Consider the following 16088-nt stretch of genomic DNA (forward strand, 5'->3'; position numbering starts at 1 on the left):
GGATCAGGGACGGGAGGAGCGTCGCAGCTCAGTCGGAATCCACGAATCGGACGCCGGACGTCGACCCTCCGGACGAGACCTCGCGCAATGCCGCCTTCGCCGCGTTCATCGCCACCGCGCCGTTGTATCCGCGACGCGAGAGCTGACCCATCAGGCGACGTACGGCGGTGTCGTTGTCGAGTCTGGCCATCGACCGCGCCTTGGAGCGCGCGTAATCGAGAGCGCGCTCGGCGTCGTCGTCCGGCAGCTCATCGAGGGCCGCGTCGATGACGTCGCGCGACAGTCCGCGCTGAGACAGAGCCCGCGAGAGCGCGACCCGCCCCTGCCCCTTGCGCTCGACTCCGGATGTGACGAGCAGACCGGCGAGAACGGCGTCATCGAGATACCGCCGCCGGCAGAAGTCGTCGATCACGTCTTCGATCTGCCCGGAGTCGAGATCATGCCCCTTGAGCACGAGCCTGGCCTCCGAGATCGACAGCGACTTCGCGCGGAGTTTGCGCAGCAGCGCCTCTTCGGCCGTCGCGCGGATCTCATCCGGAGATCGCACCGGCTCCGCGCTGTCGCGATCACCATCGTCCTGGAGGTCGTGCAACGCGCGAAGACGCGGCGCCGATCTCTCCGGAGCGCGCTCCTCCGGCGCACCCGAGTCGAGGTCGCCGCTGTTCGATGCCGCCGTCCTCGCCGCAGCTCCTCTGGCGGGATGGCGATCGCTGGGCGTGCCTGCGTCGCGAGCGTCGCCGAAGCGCGACGGCTCGGGCTGCGCATCCCAGGTCGAACGCCAGAGACCCGCATCGCCGGTACGACGCGGGACCACCTTCTCCGCGCGATCAGCGTCGTCGTCAGAGACCTTCGCCGGCATCGCCTTGCGACCCCCGGCCTTGCTGCCGAAGAGAGGGATGATGGGGGCGATCCGCTCGGAATCGCCCCCATGCGTGTCAGTCATCAGGCCGGACGACGCTCGGCGAGCTCGTCAGCAGCCGCGGGGGCCGCAGCCTGCCCGCCGATGCCGAGCTTCTGCTTGATCTGCGTCTCGATCGCCAGCGCGATGTCGGGGTTGTTGAGCAGGAACGTACGCGCGTTCTCCTTGCCCTGACCCAGCTGGTCGCCGTCGTAGGTGTACCACGAGCCGGACTTCTTCACGATGGCGTGCTCGACCCCGAAGTCGATCAGGCTGCCTTCGCGCGAGATGCCGACACCGTAGAGGATGTCGAACTCGGCCTGCTTGAAGGGCGGGGCCATCTTGTTCTTCACGACCTTGACCCTGGTGCGGTTCCCCACCGCGTCAGTGCCGTCCTTCAGCGTCTCGATCCGGCGGATGTCCATGCGGACCGAGGCGTAGAACTTCAGCGCCTTACCACCCGCCGTGGTCTCGGGCGAGCCGAAGAAGACGCCGATCTTCTCACGCAGCTGGTTGATGAAGATCATCGTGGTGTTCGTCTGGTTGAGACCACCGGTGAGCTTTCGCAGAGCCTGCGACATCAGTCGCGCCTGCAGACCCACGTGCGAGTCACCCATCTCACCCTCGATCTCGGCGCGGGGCACGAGTGCCGCCACGGAGTCGATCACGATGAGGTCGATCGCACCCGAGCGCACGAGCATGTCGGCGATCTCGAGTGCCTGCTCACCCGTGTCGGGCTGGGAGACGAGGAGCGCGTCGATGTCGACGCCGAGCTTGGCGGCGTAGTCGGGGTCGAGCGCGTGCTCGGCATCGATGAATGCGGCGATGCCACCCGCGCGCTGTGCGTTCGCGATCGCGTGCAGGGTGAGGGTCGTCTTACCGGACGACTCCGGGCCGTAGATCTCGACGATGCGACCACGCGGGAGACCGCCGACGCCGAGGGCGACGTCGAGGGCGATGGAGCCGGTCGGGATGACCGCCACGGGGGCGCGCTCATCGCTGCCCAGCCGCATGACGGAGCCCTTGCCGAACTGACGGTCGATCTGGGCGAGTGCTGTCTCGAGGGACTTCTCGCGGTCGGCGGGTGATGGCATGGTCTGCTCCTTCTGCTCGCGTGGTGCCGCCTGTAGGCTGCCGCGGCGCTCCCGATTGGGAGCAACTCTCCGACAAGGCGTATGGCTCTGGGCCTGTTCTTCACCGTACGAGGAGCCACCGACATTGCGTCGAAGCATCCGCGAACCGTGTGGAACGAAACTCAGAGACCACTTGTGCAGAAGACTACGCCCGCTTCGAACAGATCTTCGACGACACGCCGTCATCGGCGTGTCGGATACCGCACGACTCGAACGAGCTGTCGCCGACGTCAGCGACGCCGCGGCTCCTGACGCCCGACGCCGTGTCGCCGGTTCTCCGGCACGTCCATCTCGGCGCAGAGCGCCAGCCAGATGTCGCGGGGCGGCGCGCCGTCCGCGAGCGCCTCCACGGCCGTCCGATTGCCGAGCGCGCCGAGCACGAGGTCATTGACCAGCGATGACGCGCGGGCCTGGAACTCCATCTCGACGGCGCGAAGGAACTCGCTGCGACGCATCCTGTCTCCGAGCCGGCAGAAGGTCAGTGCAGGGAGAGCTCGGGCTCGATCGACGCCACGAGGTCGTCGGGGACGACATCCGGGAAGACCTGGATGCCCTCGAGCACGGAGATGCGATCGCCGACCTCGCGCATGATCGTCGAGATGGGCACATCGAGCGCATCGGCGACCGAGGCGAGAATCTCGCTCGATGCCTCCTTCTGACCCCGCTCGACCTCACTGAGATATCCGAGCGCGACCGAAGCCTTGCTTGCGACCTGCCGGAGGGTGCGCCCCTTCTGCAGGCGGAAGTCCCTCAGCACATCGCCGATTTCCTGTCGTACAAGAATCATCGGAACCTCCTCCCCGTTCGATCCATCGAGTTCCCCCTCGATGAGACAGCCAGTCTAGTCCCCCTGGCTTGCACAGAATCTACCCCTGCACTCTGTGGTTTCAATGTGAGCACATCGGAGATAACCGCGGAATGCACGCGACTATTCCTGGAGGATCTCGAGAAGGAAATCGAGTGCGGCCGAGACCGAACCTGCCCGGACCGCGGCGCGGTCGCCGTCGAGGTGCAGCTCTCGCGTCTGCGAGGCGATCGGGGTGACGACGCCGATGTGCACCGTGCCGACCGGCTGCCCGTCCGGCGAATCCGGACCGGCGATCCCGGTCGTCGACACTCCGACATCAGCCGGTCGCCCACCGACGCCGACGGCATGTCGCACGCCGTCGGCCATCTGCCGCGCGACGTCCGGGTACACGGGTCCGTGCTGCGCCAGCGTCGCGGCGTCGACACCGAGAACGGTGTGCTTGACGGGTGTCGCGTAGGCGACCACTCCCCCGAGCAGGACCGCGGACGCACCGGGCACCGAGACCAGCTCAGCACAGAGCGCTCCGCCGGTGAGGGATTCCGCCACGCCCAGCGTCCAGCCCCGGCTCTTCAGCGCGGACAGCACGGCGGCCGCCGGGGAATCGCTCACGACTTCTGCCGTGCCCCTCTGACCTGCGCGACGATGTAGTCGATCCCGCTGGCCACCGTGAGCACCAGGACGACGATCATCAGCAGGAAGGTCACCAGCGTCCACGGACCGAGGCCGATGACGACATGGAGCGGCAGCAGAGCCCAGCCCAGGGCCACGCCCTGGAACGCGGTCTTGATCTTGCCCATCCACGCGGCGGCGACCACATGCTCGCTGGCCACCATGAGCCGGTGCACCGTGATGCCCCACTCTCGGATGAGGATGACGGCGACGATCCACCAGTCGACCTCACCGAGGATCGCGAGCCCGATGAAGCCCGCGCCGGTGAGCATCTTGTCGGCGATCGGATCCCAGAGCTTTCCGAAGTCGCTGACGATCTCGTACTTGCGGGCGAGGTAGCCGTCGACCCAGTCCGTGGAGATGCCCACGATGAACAGGATCGCGGCGGTCCAGCGCAACGCAGGATCGGGGAGGCCGTAGGTGCCGCCGAGCAGCAGCAGGATGAAGAAGACGACGGCCAGGGGGATGCGGGCGATCGTGATGGCGTTGGGCAGCTGCCGCGGAATGGCCATCAGTCGCGACCCGTCAGACCCCAGGCGTCTTCGTCGCCCTCGGCCTCCACCACCGGAAGCCCGCTGTACTGCGCCTCGACCGGATCATGCGCGGGAGCCGCGGACGCGGCCGATGTCACGGGAGGCGCCGGAGCCGCGGCGGGAGCGTCTTCGCCGCGGAGCTTGGCCATCACCTGCGGAAGCTGTTCGGCCGTCGCGAGCACGTCGCGCGCCTTCGAACCCTCCGACGGGCCGACGATCTCCCGCGACTCCAGCAGATCCATCAGACGACCGGCCTTCGCGAAGCCGACGCGCAGCTTGCGCTGCAGCATCGACGTGGAGCCGAACTGGGACGACACGATGAGCTCGGCGGCCGCGAGCAGCAGTTCGAGGTCGTCGCCGATGTCCTCGTCGACCTCCTTCTTCTTCGTGGGCTCGAGGGCCTCCTGCACGTCGGGACGGTAGTCCGGGCGCGCCTGGCGCGTGACGTGCTTGACGACCGCGTCGATCTCCTTCTCGTCGACCCAGGCGCCCTGGAGGCGGAAGGGCTTGGAGGATCCCATCGGAGAGAACAGGGCGTCACCCTGACCGATGAGCTTGTCGGCTCCGGGGCTGTCGAGGATCACGCGGCTGTCCGTGACGCTGGTGACGGCGAAGGCGAGCCGCGAGGGCACGTTCGCCTTGATCAGGCCGGTCACGACGTCGACGCTGGGTCGCTGCGTGGCGAGGACGAGGTGGATGCCCGAGGCACGGGCGAGCTGGGTGATGCGCACGATCGAATCCTCGACGTCGCGCGGCGCGACCATCATCAGGTCGGCCAGCTCGTCGACGACGACCAGGAGGTACGGGTAGGGCTTGAGAACGCGCTCGCTCCCGACCGGAAGCTCGACCTCACCGGCGCGCACGGCGCGGTTGAAGTCGTCGATGTGGCGGTACCCGAACGACGCGAGGTCGTCGTACCGCATGTCCATCTCCTTCACGACCCACTGCAGCGCCTCGGCCGCCTTCTTCGGGTTCGTGATGATGGGCGTGATCAGGTGCGGCACGCCCGCGTAGCTCGTGAGCTCCACGCGCTTGGGGTCGATCAGGACCATGCGCACATCGGCCGGCCGTGCCCGCATCAGCAGGCTCGTGATCATCGAGTTCACGAAGCTGGACTTACCCGAGCCGGTCGAACCGGCCACGAGGAGGTGAGGCATCTTCGCGAGGTTGGCGATCACGATGTTGCCGCCGACGTCCTTGCCGACGCCGATCGTCATCGGGTGAGTGCTCTTCAGCGCCGCAGGAGAGCGCAGCACGTCGCCGAGCGCGACCATCTCCTTGTCGGCGTTCGGGATCTCGATGCCGATGGCGCTCTTGCCGGGGATCGGCGAGAGGATGCGGACGTCGTTCGACGCCACGGCGTAGGCGAAGTTGTTGCTCAGCTGCAGGATCTTCTCGACCTTGACGCCGTGACCGACCTCGACCTCGTACTGCGTGACCGTCGGACCGCGCGAGAAGCCCGTCACCTTCGCATCGACCTTGAACTGCGTGAGGACGCTCGTGATCTGCTCGATGACCTTGTCGGTCGCCTCGGAGCGCATGACCGGCGCCGGGCCCTCGACCAGCAGACCGGGCGACGGAAGGATGTACGGGGCCACGGGCGCCTGCGGCCCACGGTCCCCCGGTCCCTCGGTGCCGAATCCGTCGAGGCCGGGCAGCTCGGGCATCTCGCCCGTGTCGGACTCGTCGTCGAGCAGCGCCGTGGCCTGCTGCTCCGCGAGCGAGTCGGTGACGGAGCGGACATCGGTCAGCACTTCTGTGGCCGCGTCGTAGGGGTTCTCCACCACCACGGCCTGATCGTATGCGGGGGTCGGCTCGGCGGTGTTCAGCAGAGCGGTGATGTCGTCGGAGCCGAGGGTTCCCTCGTCGGGATCCTCTTCCCTGCCCGTCTTGTTCCGTCGCCACCACGGCAGAACGTCCGGGTCGTCGACCTTGTCGGCCTCGTCGATCGCCGCCGCATCCTTCGCGGGCTTCTCGGCGCGCTCCGCGTCGAACATCCAGGCGTAGAGGTCGCCGAGGCGGGCCCCGATGCGGTTCGGCGGGGTCTTGGTGAGGATCAGGACGCTCAGCGCGGCGAGAAGCGCCAGCACGATGTAGGCGGGGATGTCGGTGAGGTAGGTCAACGGTTGACCCAGCATCCATCCGAAGAGCCCACCCGACTCGCTGAGCGCGAGCATGCCCTCCTTGGGCTGCGGGCGGGCTCCGGCGACGTGGCAGATGCCTGCGAGCGTCAGCACGAACAGGCCGAAGCCGATCCCGATGCGCCCGTTGTCGTGCACGGACGACGGATGCCGGAACAGCCAGCCCGCGAGCAGGAGCAGCATCACCGGCATGACGAAGGCGACGCGTCCGATCAGTCCTCCGACCGAGAACGCACTGATGTTCGCGGCGACAGCGTTGCCGATGAAGAACCATTCGTTGACGGCACCGGCGACCGCGAGCAGCACGAGCAGGAAGGGGAATCCGTCGCGACGGTCGTCCTTCTCGAGGCTCTCCGGGCCGAAGGCGCGGAACAGTCCTCCGACGCCGTGCGCCAGACCCGTCCAGGCGCGGACGGCGACGGGCGGCCGCTCCTGCTCGTCGATGTACTTCTTGGGCGTGGGCTGGGCCTTGGGAGCCGTCTGCCGCTTGGGGCGCGACGGTGCGCTCGCGGACGCACGCTCAGTCTTCGTGGAACTCCTGGCCATGCTCTCACGTTACGACGGACAGCCGACATATCCGCGCAATGACGCGGCTTCTCGCCGATCCCGCTCGGGCGGATCAGGCGGTGCGCCGCACCATGGTGTCGCGGACCGTGCCCTCCGTCGTGACGTTGAACCCCTCGGAGCGATACAGGTTGCGGGCGAAGTTGTCGCGCTCGACGCTCAGGCTGATGCGCGCGTACCCCTGTGCGCTCGCGAGCTCGACGATGCCCCGCAGCAGCGTACGACCGACGCCGCGAGCCCGCCAGAGCGGATGGACGCCGATGATGAGCTCCGGCACCCCGGCGCCGACGAACCCGAATCCCGGCTCGTTCTGGGGCAGCATCCGGTACCAGGCGGCACCGACCGGCACGCCGTCGTCGCCGACGGCGATCAGTCCTTCGTCCGCGGCGCGCTTCCAGCCCGCGAGGTACCGGCGATGGTCCGCGGACGTCAGCACCTCATGTCGCGGGCGCACTCCCCCGGCGCGCCAGTTCGCGGCCTCGACGAGCATGTCGCCGAGGAAGACCGCGTCGGGTTGCGTCGCCCGCCGGGTGGAGAAGCCCGAGAACATGTGGTGAGCCTAGAGGGCGGCTGTTACGACGATGTGTCGGTCAACCGTGAGTGCGCGTGCGACGGCGCGGACCCTCACGCCTCGATGACCAGCGGGACGATCATCGGACGCCGACGCAGCTTCTGGTTCACCCAGCGTCCGATCGTCCGGCGCACCACCTGCGACAGCGCATGCGTGTCGCGGACGCCGTTCCCTGCGGCTTCCTTGAGCGCGGCGACGATCTTCGGGGCGACGTCGTCGAAGACGGAGTCATCCTCGGCAACGCCGCGGGCATGGATCTCCGGTCCCGAGATGATGCGTCCGGTGCCGGCATCCACCACGACGATGACGGAGATGAACCCCTCCTCGCCGAGGATGCGCCGGTCCTTGAGATCGGCATCCGTGATCTCGCCGACCGTCGAGCCGTCGACGTACACGAAGCCGAGGTCCAGCTGCCCGGTGACACGCGCGGTGCCGTCCTTCAGGTCGATCACGGTGCCGTTCGCGGCGATGATCGTGTTCTCCTCCGGGATGCCGGTGTCCTGGGCGAGCTTCGCGTTCGCGATCAGGTGACGGTACTCGCCGTGCACGGGGAGGACGTTCTTCGGCTTCAGGATGTTGTAGCAGTAGAGCAGCTCGCCCGCCGCGGCGTGACCGGAGACGTGCACCTTGGCATTGGCCTTGTGCACGACGTTCGCACCGAGCTTCGTGAGGCCGTCGATCACGCGGTAGACCGCGTTCTCGTTGCCCGGGATGAGGCTGGAGGCGAGGATGACGGTGTCTCCCTCGCTCACCTCGATCGCGTGGTCGAGGTTGGCCATGCGGCTCAGCACGGCCATCGGCTCGCCCTGCGATCCGGTGGACATGTAGACGATCTGGTCGTCGGGGAGGTCGCGGGCCTTCTTGTAGTCGATCAGGACGCCGGCCGGGACCTTGAGGTACCCGAGCTGCTCGGCGATCGTCATGTTGCGGACCATGCTGCGCCCGAGGAACGCCACACGGCGCCCGTTCGCGTAGGCGGCGTCGATGACCTGCTGCACGCGGTGCACGTGGCTCGAGAAGCTCGCCACGATGACGCGGCGGGGCGCCTTGGCGATGACCTGGTCGAGCACCGGTCCGATCGACCGCTCGGTCGGCGTGAAGCCGGGCACGTCGGCGTTGGTGGAGTCGACCAGGAACAGGTCGACGCCCTCCTCGCCGAGGCGGGAGAAGGCGCGGAGGTCGGTGATCCGGCCGTCCAGCGGCAGCTGGTCCATCTTGAAGTCGCCCGTCGCGAGCACCATGCCCGCGGGGGTGCGGATCGCGACGGCGAGAGCGTCGGGGATCGAGTGGTTCACAGCGACGAACTCGAGGTCGAACGGGCCGACGCGCTCCTCCTGGCCCTCGGTGACCGTCAGGGTGAAGGCCTTGATGCGGTGCTCCTTGAGCTTCGCCTCGACCAGCGCGAGCGTCAGGCCCGACCCGATCAGAGGGATGTCGCTCTTCAGACGCAGCAGATACGGGACGGCGCCGATGTGGTCCTCATGGCCGTGCGTGAGCACCACTCCGACGATGTCGTCGAGGCGATCGCGGATCGGCTCGAAGTCGGGCAGGATCAGGTCGACGCCCGGCTGGTGCTCCTCGGGGAAGAGCACGCCGCAGTCGACGATCAGGATCTTGCCGTCGTACTCGAACATGGTCATGTTCCGACCGATCTCGCCGAGGCCGCCGATCGGGATGACCCGAAGCGTCCCTTCGTCGAGAGCGGACGGTTCTGACAGGGGGATGGACATGCTGTCTCCTCAGTCGGACACTGTGCGCGTCCGTTCGTTCATGGCGACGCGGCTCAGCGCGTCGTGCCGTGCACCTTCGGCAGGGCACCACCCGCAGCCGCATTGCGGTCGGGTCGGAAGTTCGAGAAATCGGCACCGGGCACGTCCTGGACGAGGTCGAGCTCGTCTTCGATGAGCGCGGCCTCCCATTCCTCCGGGCCGACGAGGGGCAGACGCACCCGGGGGCTCGAGATGCGACCGAGGCCGTGCAGGATGTACTTGGCCGCGACGGTGCCTGGCACGTGGGTCATCACCGCGCGCACCAGCGGCTCGAGGCGCTTGTGCTCCGCCGTCGCCGTGGCCAGATCGCCGGCGTTCACCGCATCGATGATGGTGCGGTACGGAGCGGCCGCGACGTTGGCCGTCACGCCGATGAGGCCGGTCGCACCGATCGCGAGGTGCGGAAGGACGTTCGCGTCGTCGCCGGAGAAGTACATCAGGTCGGTCTGGTTGAGCACGCGGCTCACCTCGGAGAAGTCACCCTTGGCGTCTTTCACCGCGAGGATGTTGGGGTGCTTCGCCAGGCGCAGGATCGTCTCGTACTTGATCGGCACGCCGGTGCGGCCGGGGATGTCGTAGAGGATCACCGGCAGATCGGTCGCATCCGCGACCAGCCGGAAGTGCGTGAGGATGCCCGCCTGCGTCGGCTTGTTGTAGTAGGGCGTGACGATCATGATGCCGTCGGCGCCGGCCTTCTCGCTGGCCTTGTACAGCTCGATCGCGTGCGCGGTCTCGTTCGAGCCGCCACCCGTGATGATCTTCGCGCGGCCGGCGGCGACCGACTTCCCGACCTCGACGAGCTTGAGCTTCTCGGGGTCCGTGAGGGTCGAGGTCTCGCCGGTCGTTCCCGTCACGACGATGCCGTCCGCACCCGCGGTGATCACGTCATCGATGTGCTTCTCGACGGCGGGCCAGTCGACTTCACCGTCGGCCGTCATCGGAGTGACGAGCGCGACGAGAACCTGTCCGAAGGGGTTGCCCGAGTGCGTCATGCCACCAGCGTATCGGTTCGGATGCCGCTCACCCAGACGAGCCGACCCGGATGACGTCACCACGAGCCACGCCGGTCTTGCCGCGCAGCAGCACCCCGATCATGGTGCCGGCGGATGCCGCGTCCGCGCGCTTGCGGAACATCTCGATGCCGGTGATCTCCGTGTCGGCCACCGGAGCCCCTTCGCGGAACACGACGACGGCGTCGCCGACCCTGATCGTCCCCGTCGTGACGGTGCCGGTCGCGACCTGGCCGCGGCCCGTGATCGTGAAGACGTCCTCGACGGCGAGCTCGGCCGCACCGGCGCCTGCGCTGATGAACGGGGATTGCTCCCGCGTCGCCGTTCCGCCGTTCGCGAGAGCGGCCAGGCGCACCGCCTCCGCCTCGTTGTACTGCCGCAGGATCTCGTTCGCATCCTGCGGATCGTGTCTCCGCCTGCGGAACCATCCCATGCCGGGCTCCCGTTCAGACGCGACCGCGGCGGGCGACGCCGGACGTGAGCGCGCTCGGGAGGATGCTCGCCAGCGCCACGATCGCCTTGTAGCGCAGCGAGGGGATGGACACGGACCGCCCGAGCGCGGCATCCCGCAGCCCTGCCCGCACGACGTCGCGGGCATCGAGCCACATGAAGGCGGGAACACCCTCCTGGCCCACCGCGAGCCCCATGCGCTCATGGAACGTGGTGTGGGTGAATCCGGGGCAGACCGCTGTGACGGTGACGCCGTCTCGGGCGTACTCGGTATTCGCCCAGCGGCTGAAGCCGATCAACCAGGACTTGCAGGCGGAGTACGTGGAGCGGGAGATGAATCCGGCCACCGAGGCGACGTTGATGATGCGTCCGCCGCGACCCCGCATCGTCTGCAGTGCCGCGTGCATCAGCCGCATCGAGGCCTCGACGTGCACGCGCAAGTGGCGGACCTCGTCGTCGATGTCGTTGTCGGCGAACTGCAGCGGCAGCCCGAAGCCGGCGTTGTTCACGAGGAGGTCGACCGGGTCGGCGGCATTCCGCAGCCGGTCGGCGACCTTCGCGACGCCTTCATCTTCGGCGAGATCCGCGACGAGCACCTCGACGGCGACACCGTGCGCGCTCCGCAGGTCGGCGGCCAGGGCGTCCAGCGCATCCGTGGACCGTGCGACGAGGATCAGGTCCGCGCGACGGCGGGCGAGCTGGCGGGCGAACTCGGCGCCGAGTCCGGCGCTGGCTCCGGTGATCAGCGCGGTGGGCATCAGCGCTCGTATCCGAGGAAGCGGTACCGCACGCCCGTGCGCGAGGTCTGCCACTCCCCCTCGTCGACCAGACGCCACCCGGCCTTGGAGGGGGCGTACGCGTCACCGTCGACGGCGAGATCGAGCTCGGTCACTTCGAGACGGTCGGCATCCGCGATGACGAGACGGAAGATCTCCGCCCCGCCGATGATCCACACCTTGTCCTTGCCGCGCACGGACTCCGCGACGTTCGCCGCACGATGCGCGCCCTCGGCAGCCCAGTCCTGCTGGCGGGTGATCACGATGTTCTCCCGGCCCTCCAGCGGTCGGAACCGTTCCGGAAGGGAATCCCAGGTCTTGCGCCCCATCACGACCGGAGCGCCGAGCGTGACCTCCTTGAAGTGCGCGAGGTCCTCGGGCACATGCCAGGGCATTCCGCCCTCGGCGCCGATCACGCCGCCCTGCGCCTCGGCCCAGATCAGGCCCACCCAGGTCATACGGCCACCGCCGCGCGGATCGGGGCGTGGTGCTGGTAGTCCTCCACGACGAAGTCCTCGTAGCGATAGTCGAGGATCGACTCCGGGGTGCGGGCGAACCGGAGCGTCGGGTAGGCGAACGGCTCGCGCGTGAGCTGCTCGCGCACCTGCTCGAGGTGGTTGTCGTAGATGTGGCAGTCGCCGCCCGTCCAGACGAAATCGCCCGGCTCGAGACCGACCTGCTGGGCGATCATCATCGTGAGCAGCGCGTACGACGCGATGTTGAACGGCACCCCGAGGAACATGTCGGCGCTGCGCTGGTACAGCTGGCAGGACAGCTTGCCGTCGGCGACGTAGAACTGGAAGAGCGCATGGCAGGGCGCGAGCGCCATGTCGGGGATGTCGGCGGGGTTCCAGGCGGACACGATGAGGCGGCGCGAGTCCGGAGTCTGGCGGATCTGCTCGATCACCTGGGAGAGCTGGTCGATGCTCTCGCCGGCGGGCGTCGGCCACGAGCGCCACTGCACCCCGTACACCGGCCCGAGATCGCCCGTCTCGTCGGCCCATTCGTCCCAGATGGTGACGCCGTTCTCCTGCAGCCACCGCACGTTGGAATCACCGCGCAGGAACCAGAGGAGCTCGTACGCGATCGACTTGAAATGCACCCGCTTCGTGGTGATCAGCGGGAAGCCCTGGGAGAGGTCGAAGCGGATCTGCCGCCCGAAGACGCTCGTGGTCCCCGTGCCCGTGCGATCCGACTTGTGAGTGCCGCTCTCCAGCACGTCGCGGAGCAGGTCTTCGTAGGGTGTCGGGACGGCTGCGCTCATGACAGCCACGATACCCGTCGACCGTCGGCCGCGGGCGGACGCCGTCCCGCTCGCGCGCCGATCGTCACGGTCGGAAACATCGGCCCTCGACCCCCTCGGGGCGACGTACTCTCGACGCATGTCGCCAGCACTCGCGGGAGGGATCGCGGCAGCACTCCTGGTGCTCGCCACGATCATCGGAGTGACCCTGCGCCGCCGTGACGGACGCAGGCTGGATGCCGGCGCGCTCCGTTTCGATCGGGCGGATGCAGCATCCGCCGAGTTCGGCTCCCGCGCGACGCTCGTGCAGTTCAGCACCGAGATGTGCGCGCGGTGCCCCCAGGTCCGGCGGATGCTGCATGCCTACGCCTCCGACCACGACGGGCTGAGCCACGTCGAGATCGATCTGACCCACCGACCGGACCTCTCGGCCCGGTACAAGGTGCTGCAGACCCCCACGACGTTCGTGGTCGACGCCTCCGGCGCCGTTCGTGCGCGATTCCACGGCGTCCCGCATCGTCACGCCCTCACCGAAGCCGTCGCCTCCGTCTGAGGCCCCGAAGACTGGAGCACCTATGACCTCTCCCGCAGGCATCGATCCGCGCGGCCCGCGCTTCGCGGCCACGATCACGGCCGTGCTCCTCCTGGTCGCGACGTTCCTGGCGCTGATCGGCATCTCGACGGCGCAGGCGACCGGCTGGTTCGCCTATCAGCCCCTGGCGGACGCGACCTTCGTCCCCGGCACCTGGGCGATCGCATCGGCATCGCTCGCCCAGCGCGCCCTCGACCCGGGCTTCCTCGTCACCGTCGTCATCGCCCTCCTGTTCCTCTGGAGCGTCGTGTCCCCCGGAACCGCTCCCTGGGGCGTGCTGTTCCGCCGCCTCGTGCGCCCGCGTCTCGCGCCGCCCGCCGAGCTCGAGGACCCCCGCCCGCCGCGCTTCTCGCAGGGTGTCGGGCTCTTCGTCGTCGGCATCGGCCTGGTCCTGCATCTGATCGGCGTACCCTGGGCGCTCCCGATCGCCACAGCGGCGGCCTTCATCGCGGCGTTCCTGAACGCCGCCTTCGCGTTCTGCCTCGGCTGCCAGCTGTACCTGCTGCTGCAGCGCGTCGGCATCATCGGTCGGGCGGCGTCGACCGCCTGATCGCTGTTCCGTCCGGTCGGCCCGGTCGATAGGCTGGCCGCGACGCATCCCGCACACCGAGCGGGGCGCGAGAACCGGAGGAATCATGCCCGTCACCAGCGAAGCCGCCAGCACGTGGACCGGATCGCTCATGGAAGGGTCGGGCACCGTCGCGTTCTCTTCATCGAACCTCGGCACCTTCCCGATCAACTGGAAGGCCCGCAGCGAGGGCAGCGACACGACCACGACCCCGGAGGAGCTCATCGCCGCGGCGCACTCGTCCTGCTTCAGCATGGCGCTCTCGCACGCCCTCGCCGAGAACGGGACCCCGCCGGAGAAGGTCAACACCAGCGCGTCGGTGACGTTCAAGCCGGGCGTCGGGATCACCGGCAGCCACCTCAACGTGAACGCGGTCGTCCCGGGTCTGTCGCCGGAGAGGTTCCAGGAGATCGCCGCCGAGGCCAAGGTCGGCTGCCCCGTGTCTCAGGCGCTCGCCGGCATCGAGATCACCCTCGAGGCCACGCTGGCCTGAGGCCGGTACCCGCTCGTCGTCGGGGTCAGCGTCGAGCGAGGCGGATCGCCTCGCGGATGCTGGCCCTGGCGTCTTTCCGCCTCCCGGCCGCATCCTGGACGACGCCCAGCCGATAGCGGGCACGCCAATCGTCCGTCGCGGCCTCGGAGGCGGCCGCATAGCGCGCGATCAGTGGATCGGCGTCCGCGCGGGCGATCCGTCCGCTCGGAGTCAGCTCGGTCTCCACGGGAGGCATCCCCCCTTCGGCGTCCAGCGTGCGCCCGAGGCGGTCGGCGGCGAAGCCGAATTGCATCTCGCGGATGAGCGCCCACGCGCCGATCGGGGCGAGCACGACGAGCGTGATCCCCATGCCGATCGAGATGGGGGTGCCGACCGAGATGAACATCACGGCGAGCCAGATGGCGACGGCGAGGTACACGAGCAGCGCCGCGGCCATCAGGCCGACGCCGATCCGCGACATCATGCGCGGATGCCGATGTCGATCATGTGCTCCAACCCCACGACCACGCCCTTCGCCTCGCGGGCGAACGGCACGGCGAGCCGGATGCCGGGGGCGTATGCGAGCGCGGGATCGACCGTGTCGTGCGTGAAGGTGAGGGACTCGCCGGGGCCCGAGAGGATGACCTCCTGCTTGGCCACCACACCGGGGCGACGCAGCGAGTGGATCGGCACGCTGCCGACCTGCTGACCCCGGGCGCGCTGATCCGCGTGCGGGGCGCTCACCGGTCCCTGCTCGGCGCGAGCAACGGCGATGAGCTCGGCGGTGCGCACCGCCGTGCCGCTGGGAGAATCGATCTTGGTCTCCTGATGCGCCTCGATGATCTCGGCCGAGCCGAAGAACGGGGCCGCGGCCGCGGCGAGGGCCGAGCCGAGGACAGAGCCGAGGGAGAAGTTCGGGATGAAGACCACGCCGGTGCCGGCCGCCTCGACGAGCGGCCGTACGAGCGCGATCCGCTCCGCCGACCACCCCGACGTCGCCACGAGCACGTTGATGCCGCGCTCGACGGCGGAACGCACGACGTCGATGCTGATCTGAGGCGTCGACGCGTCCACGACGAGGTCGGCACCCTCCAACTCGGAGAGATCGCTCGACGAGGTCAGCACACGGCTCACCTCGAAGCCCTCGAGATCATCGATCACCGCGTGGATGATCTTCCCGAGCTTCCCGGTTCCGCCGACGAGTGCTACCTGCGAGGTCATGCGTCCAGTCTAAGGAGCGGGCGGACGCCTTCCGGCCGGGGCGCGCGGGGCGTCAGACGGGCATCGGGTCCGGGATGCCCGTCCGCAGCTCGAACGGCAGGTGTCCGGTGTCGTTGTGGTTGAGCAGCGTCCACGGTCGCCCCTGCTTCTGCGCGATGATCGTCAGTCCGCAGTGCGCCTGGTTGAGTGTCATCCAGCGCCATTCCGGTGCACCGAGCACCTCGCGGACGAACCACGAGATCACGAAGTTGTGCGTGATGAGGACCTCGTGCACCTCGCCGTTCTTGCGCATCAGGAACTCGTTGACGGCATCCGCCATCTGCGCGCGACCGGCATCGATCTCCGCGTCGGAGATCGACCCGAAGAACGGCTCGAACGCGGCAGGCGTCTCCTCCGTCATCCCGGTGGGGACGCAGTCGAAGAGCAGCGCGGTCGGTTCGGGATCGACGGACGGGAGCCGACCGGCGATCGCACGGGCGGTCTCGTTGGCCCGCAGCAGCGGCGAATGCCAGACGGCGTCGAGCGGCAGACCGGACAGCCGGTCGGCGATCAGCTCGGCCTGCCGCTGCCCGCGCGGCGACAGGGGACCGTCGGCGAGGCCGTGCTCGGCATCCTGATGTTCACCATGTCTGACCAGATATATGTAGTGCGTCACAAACTCGCTCGCTTC

At 68.5% G+C, this 16088-nt stretch carries 20 protein-coding genes; 3 read left to right on the forward strand and 17 right to left on the reverse strand.

Annotated elements, in window-relative coordinates; genetic code table 11:
* Positions 1 to 28: 28 nt before the first annotated feature.
* From LBN7_RS00735 to LBN7_RS00800, 14 genes are all read right to left on the reverse strand, one after another.
* Positions 29 to 943, reverse strand: a complete 915-nt coding sequence (locus LBN7_RS00735; protein ID WP_407360680.1) for a regulatory protein RecX — start codon at positions 941 to 943, stop codon at positions 29 to 31.
* Entirely contained in the window at positions 943 to 1992 is a 1050-nt protein-coding gene (recA, locus tag LBN7_RS00740) for a recombinase RecA (protein WP_341945561.1), read from the reverse strand. Before recA ends, LBN7_RS00735 begins: the two co-directional genes overlap by 1 nt.
* 269 nt (positions 1993 to 2261) lie before the next feature.
* Positions 2262 to 2486, reverse strand: a complete 225-nt coding sequence (locus tag LBN7_RS00745; RefSeq protein ID WP_407360681.1) for a DUF3046 domain-containing protein — start codon at positions 2484 to 2486, stop codon at positions 2262 to 2264.
* Positions 2487 to 2509: 23 nt separating this feature from the next.
* Positions 2510 to 2818, reverse strand: a complete 309-nt coding sequence (locus LBN7_RS00750; RefSeq protein WP_060925763.1) for a helix-turn-helix domain-containing protein — start codon at positions 2816 to 2818, stop codon at positions 2510 to 2512.
* Between the two features lie 141 nt (positions 2819 to 2959).
* A complete protein-coding gene (locus tag LBN7_RS00755) occupies positions 2960 to 3448 on the reverse strand; it encodes a CinA family protein (protein ID WP_407360682.1) in 489 nt (162 codons plus the stop codon).
* Positions 3445 to 4020, reverse strand: coding sequence for a CDP-diacylglycerol--glycerol-3-phosphate 3-phosphatidyltransferase (gene pgsA / locus LBN7_RS00760; protein ID WP_341945563.1), 576 nt, complete (start codon positions 4018 to 4020; stop codon positions 3445 to 3447). Before pgsA ends, LBN7_RS00755 begins: the two co-directional genes overlap by 4 nt.
* Positions 4020 to 6728, reverse strand: a complete 2709-nt coding sequence (locus LBN7_RS00765) for a DNA translocase FtsK (RefSeq protein WP_407360683.1) — start codon at positions 6726 to 6728, stop codon at positions 4020 to 4022. The genes pgsA and LBN7_RS00765 overlap by 1 nt, the downstream gene beginning before the upstream one ends.
* 73 nt (positions 6729 to 6801) lie before the next feature.
* A complete protein-coding gene (locus tag LBN7_RS00770) occupies positions 6802 to 7296 on the reverse strand; it encodes a GNAT family N-acetyltransferase (protein ID WP_116635173.1) in 495 nt (164 codons plus the stop codon).
* A 74-nt stretch (positions 7297 to 7370) separates the two neighbouring features.
* A complete protein-coding gene (locus LBN7_RS00775) occupies positions 7371 to 9047 on the reverse strand; it encodes a ribonuclease J (protein ID WP_407360684.1) in 1677 nt (558 codons plus the stop codon).
* Positions 9048 to 9100: 53 nt separating this feature from the next.
* Entirely contained in the window at positions 9101 to 10078 is a 978-nt protein-coding gene (gene dapA, locus LBN7_RS00780) for a 4-hydroxy-tetrahydrodipicolinate synthase (RefSeq protein ID WP_116635175.1), read from the reverse strand.
* Positions 10079 to 10106: 28 nt separating this feature from the next.
* On the reverse strand, positions 10107 to 10529 hold the full coding sequence (locus LBN7_RS00785; RefSeq protein WP_407360685.1) for an EF-Tu/IF-2/RF-3 family GTPase: 423 nt from the start codon (positions 10527 to 10529) through the stop codon (positions 10107 to 10109).
* A gap of 13 nt (positions 10530 to 10542) precedes the next feature.
* Entirely contained in the window at positions 10543 to 11304 is a 762-nt protein-coding gene (locus LBN7_RS00790; protein ID WP_407360686.1) for an SDR family NAD(P)-dependent oxidoreductase, read from the reverse strand.
* A complete protein-coding gene (locus LBN7_RS00795; protein ID WP_407360687.1) occupies positions 11304 to 11780 on the reverse strand; it encodes a dihydrofolate reductase in 477 nt (158 codons plus the stop codon). Before LBN7_RS00795 ends, LBN7_RS00790 begins: the two co-directional genes overlap by 1 nt.
* Positions 11777 to 12586 (reverse strand): thymidylate synthase, encoded by an 810-nt coding sequence (locus LBN7_RS00800; protein ID WP_341945570.1) that lies wholly within the window; start codon positions 12584 to 12586, stop codon positions 11777 to 11779. Before LBN7_RS00800 ends, LBN7_RS00795 begins: the two co-directional genes overlap by 4 nt.
* A 118-nt stretch (positions 12587 to 12704) precedes the next feature.
* On the opposite strand from LBN7_RS00800, the gene LBN7_RS00805 reads away from it, so the two are divergent.
* From LBN7_RS00805 to LBN7_RS00815, 3 genes are all read left to right on the forward strand, one after another.
* Positions 12705 to 13118, forward strand: coding sequence for a thioredoxin family protein (locus tag LBN7_RS00805; protein WP_407360688.1), 414 nt, complete (start codon positions 12705 to 12707; stop codon positions 13116 to 13118).
* Positions 13119 to 13140: 22 nt separating this feature from the next.
* Positions 13141 to 13707: a DUF4395 domain-containing protein gene (locus LBN7_RS00810; RefSeq protein ID WP_407360689.1), complete on the forward strand. Its 567-nt coding sequence runs from the start codon at positions 13141 to 13143 to the stop codon at positions 13705 to 13707.
* Between the two features lie 85 nt (positions 13708 to 13792).
* Positions 13793 to 14218 (forward strand): OsmC family peroxiredoxin, encoded by a 426-nt coding sequence (locus tag LBN7_RS00815; RefSeq protein ID WP_116635182.1) that lies wholly within the window; start codon positions 13793 to 13795, stop codon positions 14216 to 14218.
* Positions 14219 to 14243: 25 nt separating this feature from the next.
* Here LBN7_RS00815 and LBN7_RS00820 read toward each other — a convergent pair whose 3' ends face one another.
* Genes LBN7_RS00820 through LBN7_RS00830 form a run of 3 tightly spaced genes read right to left on the reverse strand, consistent with a single transcriptional unit; the run spans position 14244 to position 16073 of the window.
* Positions 14244 to 14681, reverse strand: a complete 438-nt coding sequence (locus LBN7_RS00820) for a hypothetical protein (RefSeq protein ID WP_407360690.1) — start codon at positions 14679 to 14681, stop codon at positions 14244 to 14246.
* Positions 14678 to 15418 carry a 4-hydroxy-tetrahydrodipicolinate reductase gene (gene dapB, locus LBN7_RS00825; protein ID WP_407360691.1) on the reverse strand — a complete coding sequence of 247 codons (741 nt, stop codon included), beginning with the start codon at positions 15416 to 15418 and terminating at the stop codon, positions 14678 to 14680. The genes LBN7_RS00820 and dapB overlap by 4 nt, the downstream gene beginning before the upstream one ends.
* Positions 15419 to 15470: 52 nt before the next feature.
* On the reverse strand, positions 15471 to 16073 hold the full coding sequence (locus LBN7_RS00830) for a histidine phosphatase family protein (protein ID WP_116635185.1): 603 nt from the start codon (positions 16071 to 16073) through the stop codon (positions 15471 to 15473).
* Positions 16074 to 16088: the final 15 nt, after the last annotated feature.

It is taken from the genome of Microbacterium sp. LBN7, assembly GCF_045690345.1.
Lineage (GTDB): Bacteria > Actinomycetota > Actinomycetes > Actinomycetales > Microbacteriaceae > Microbacterium.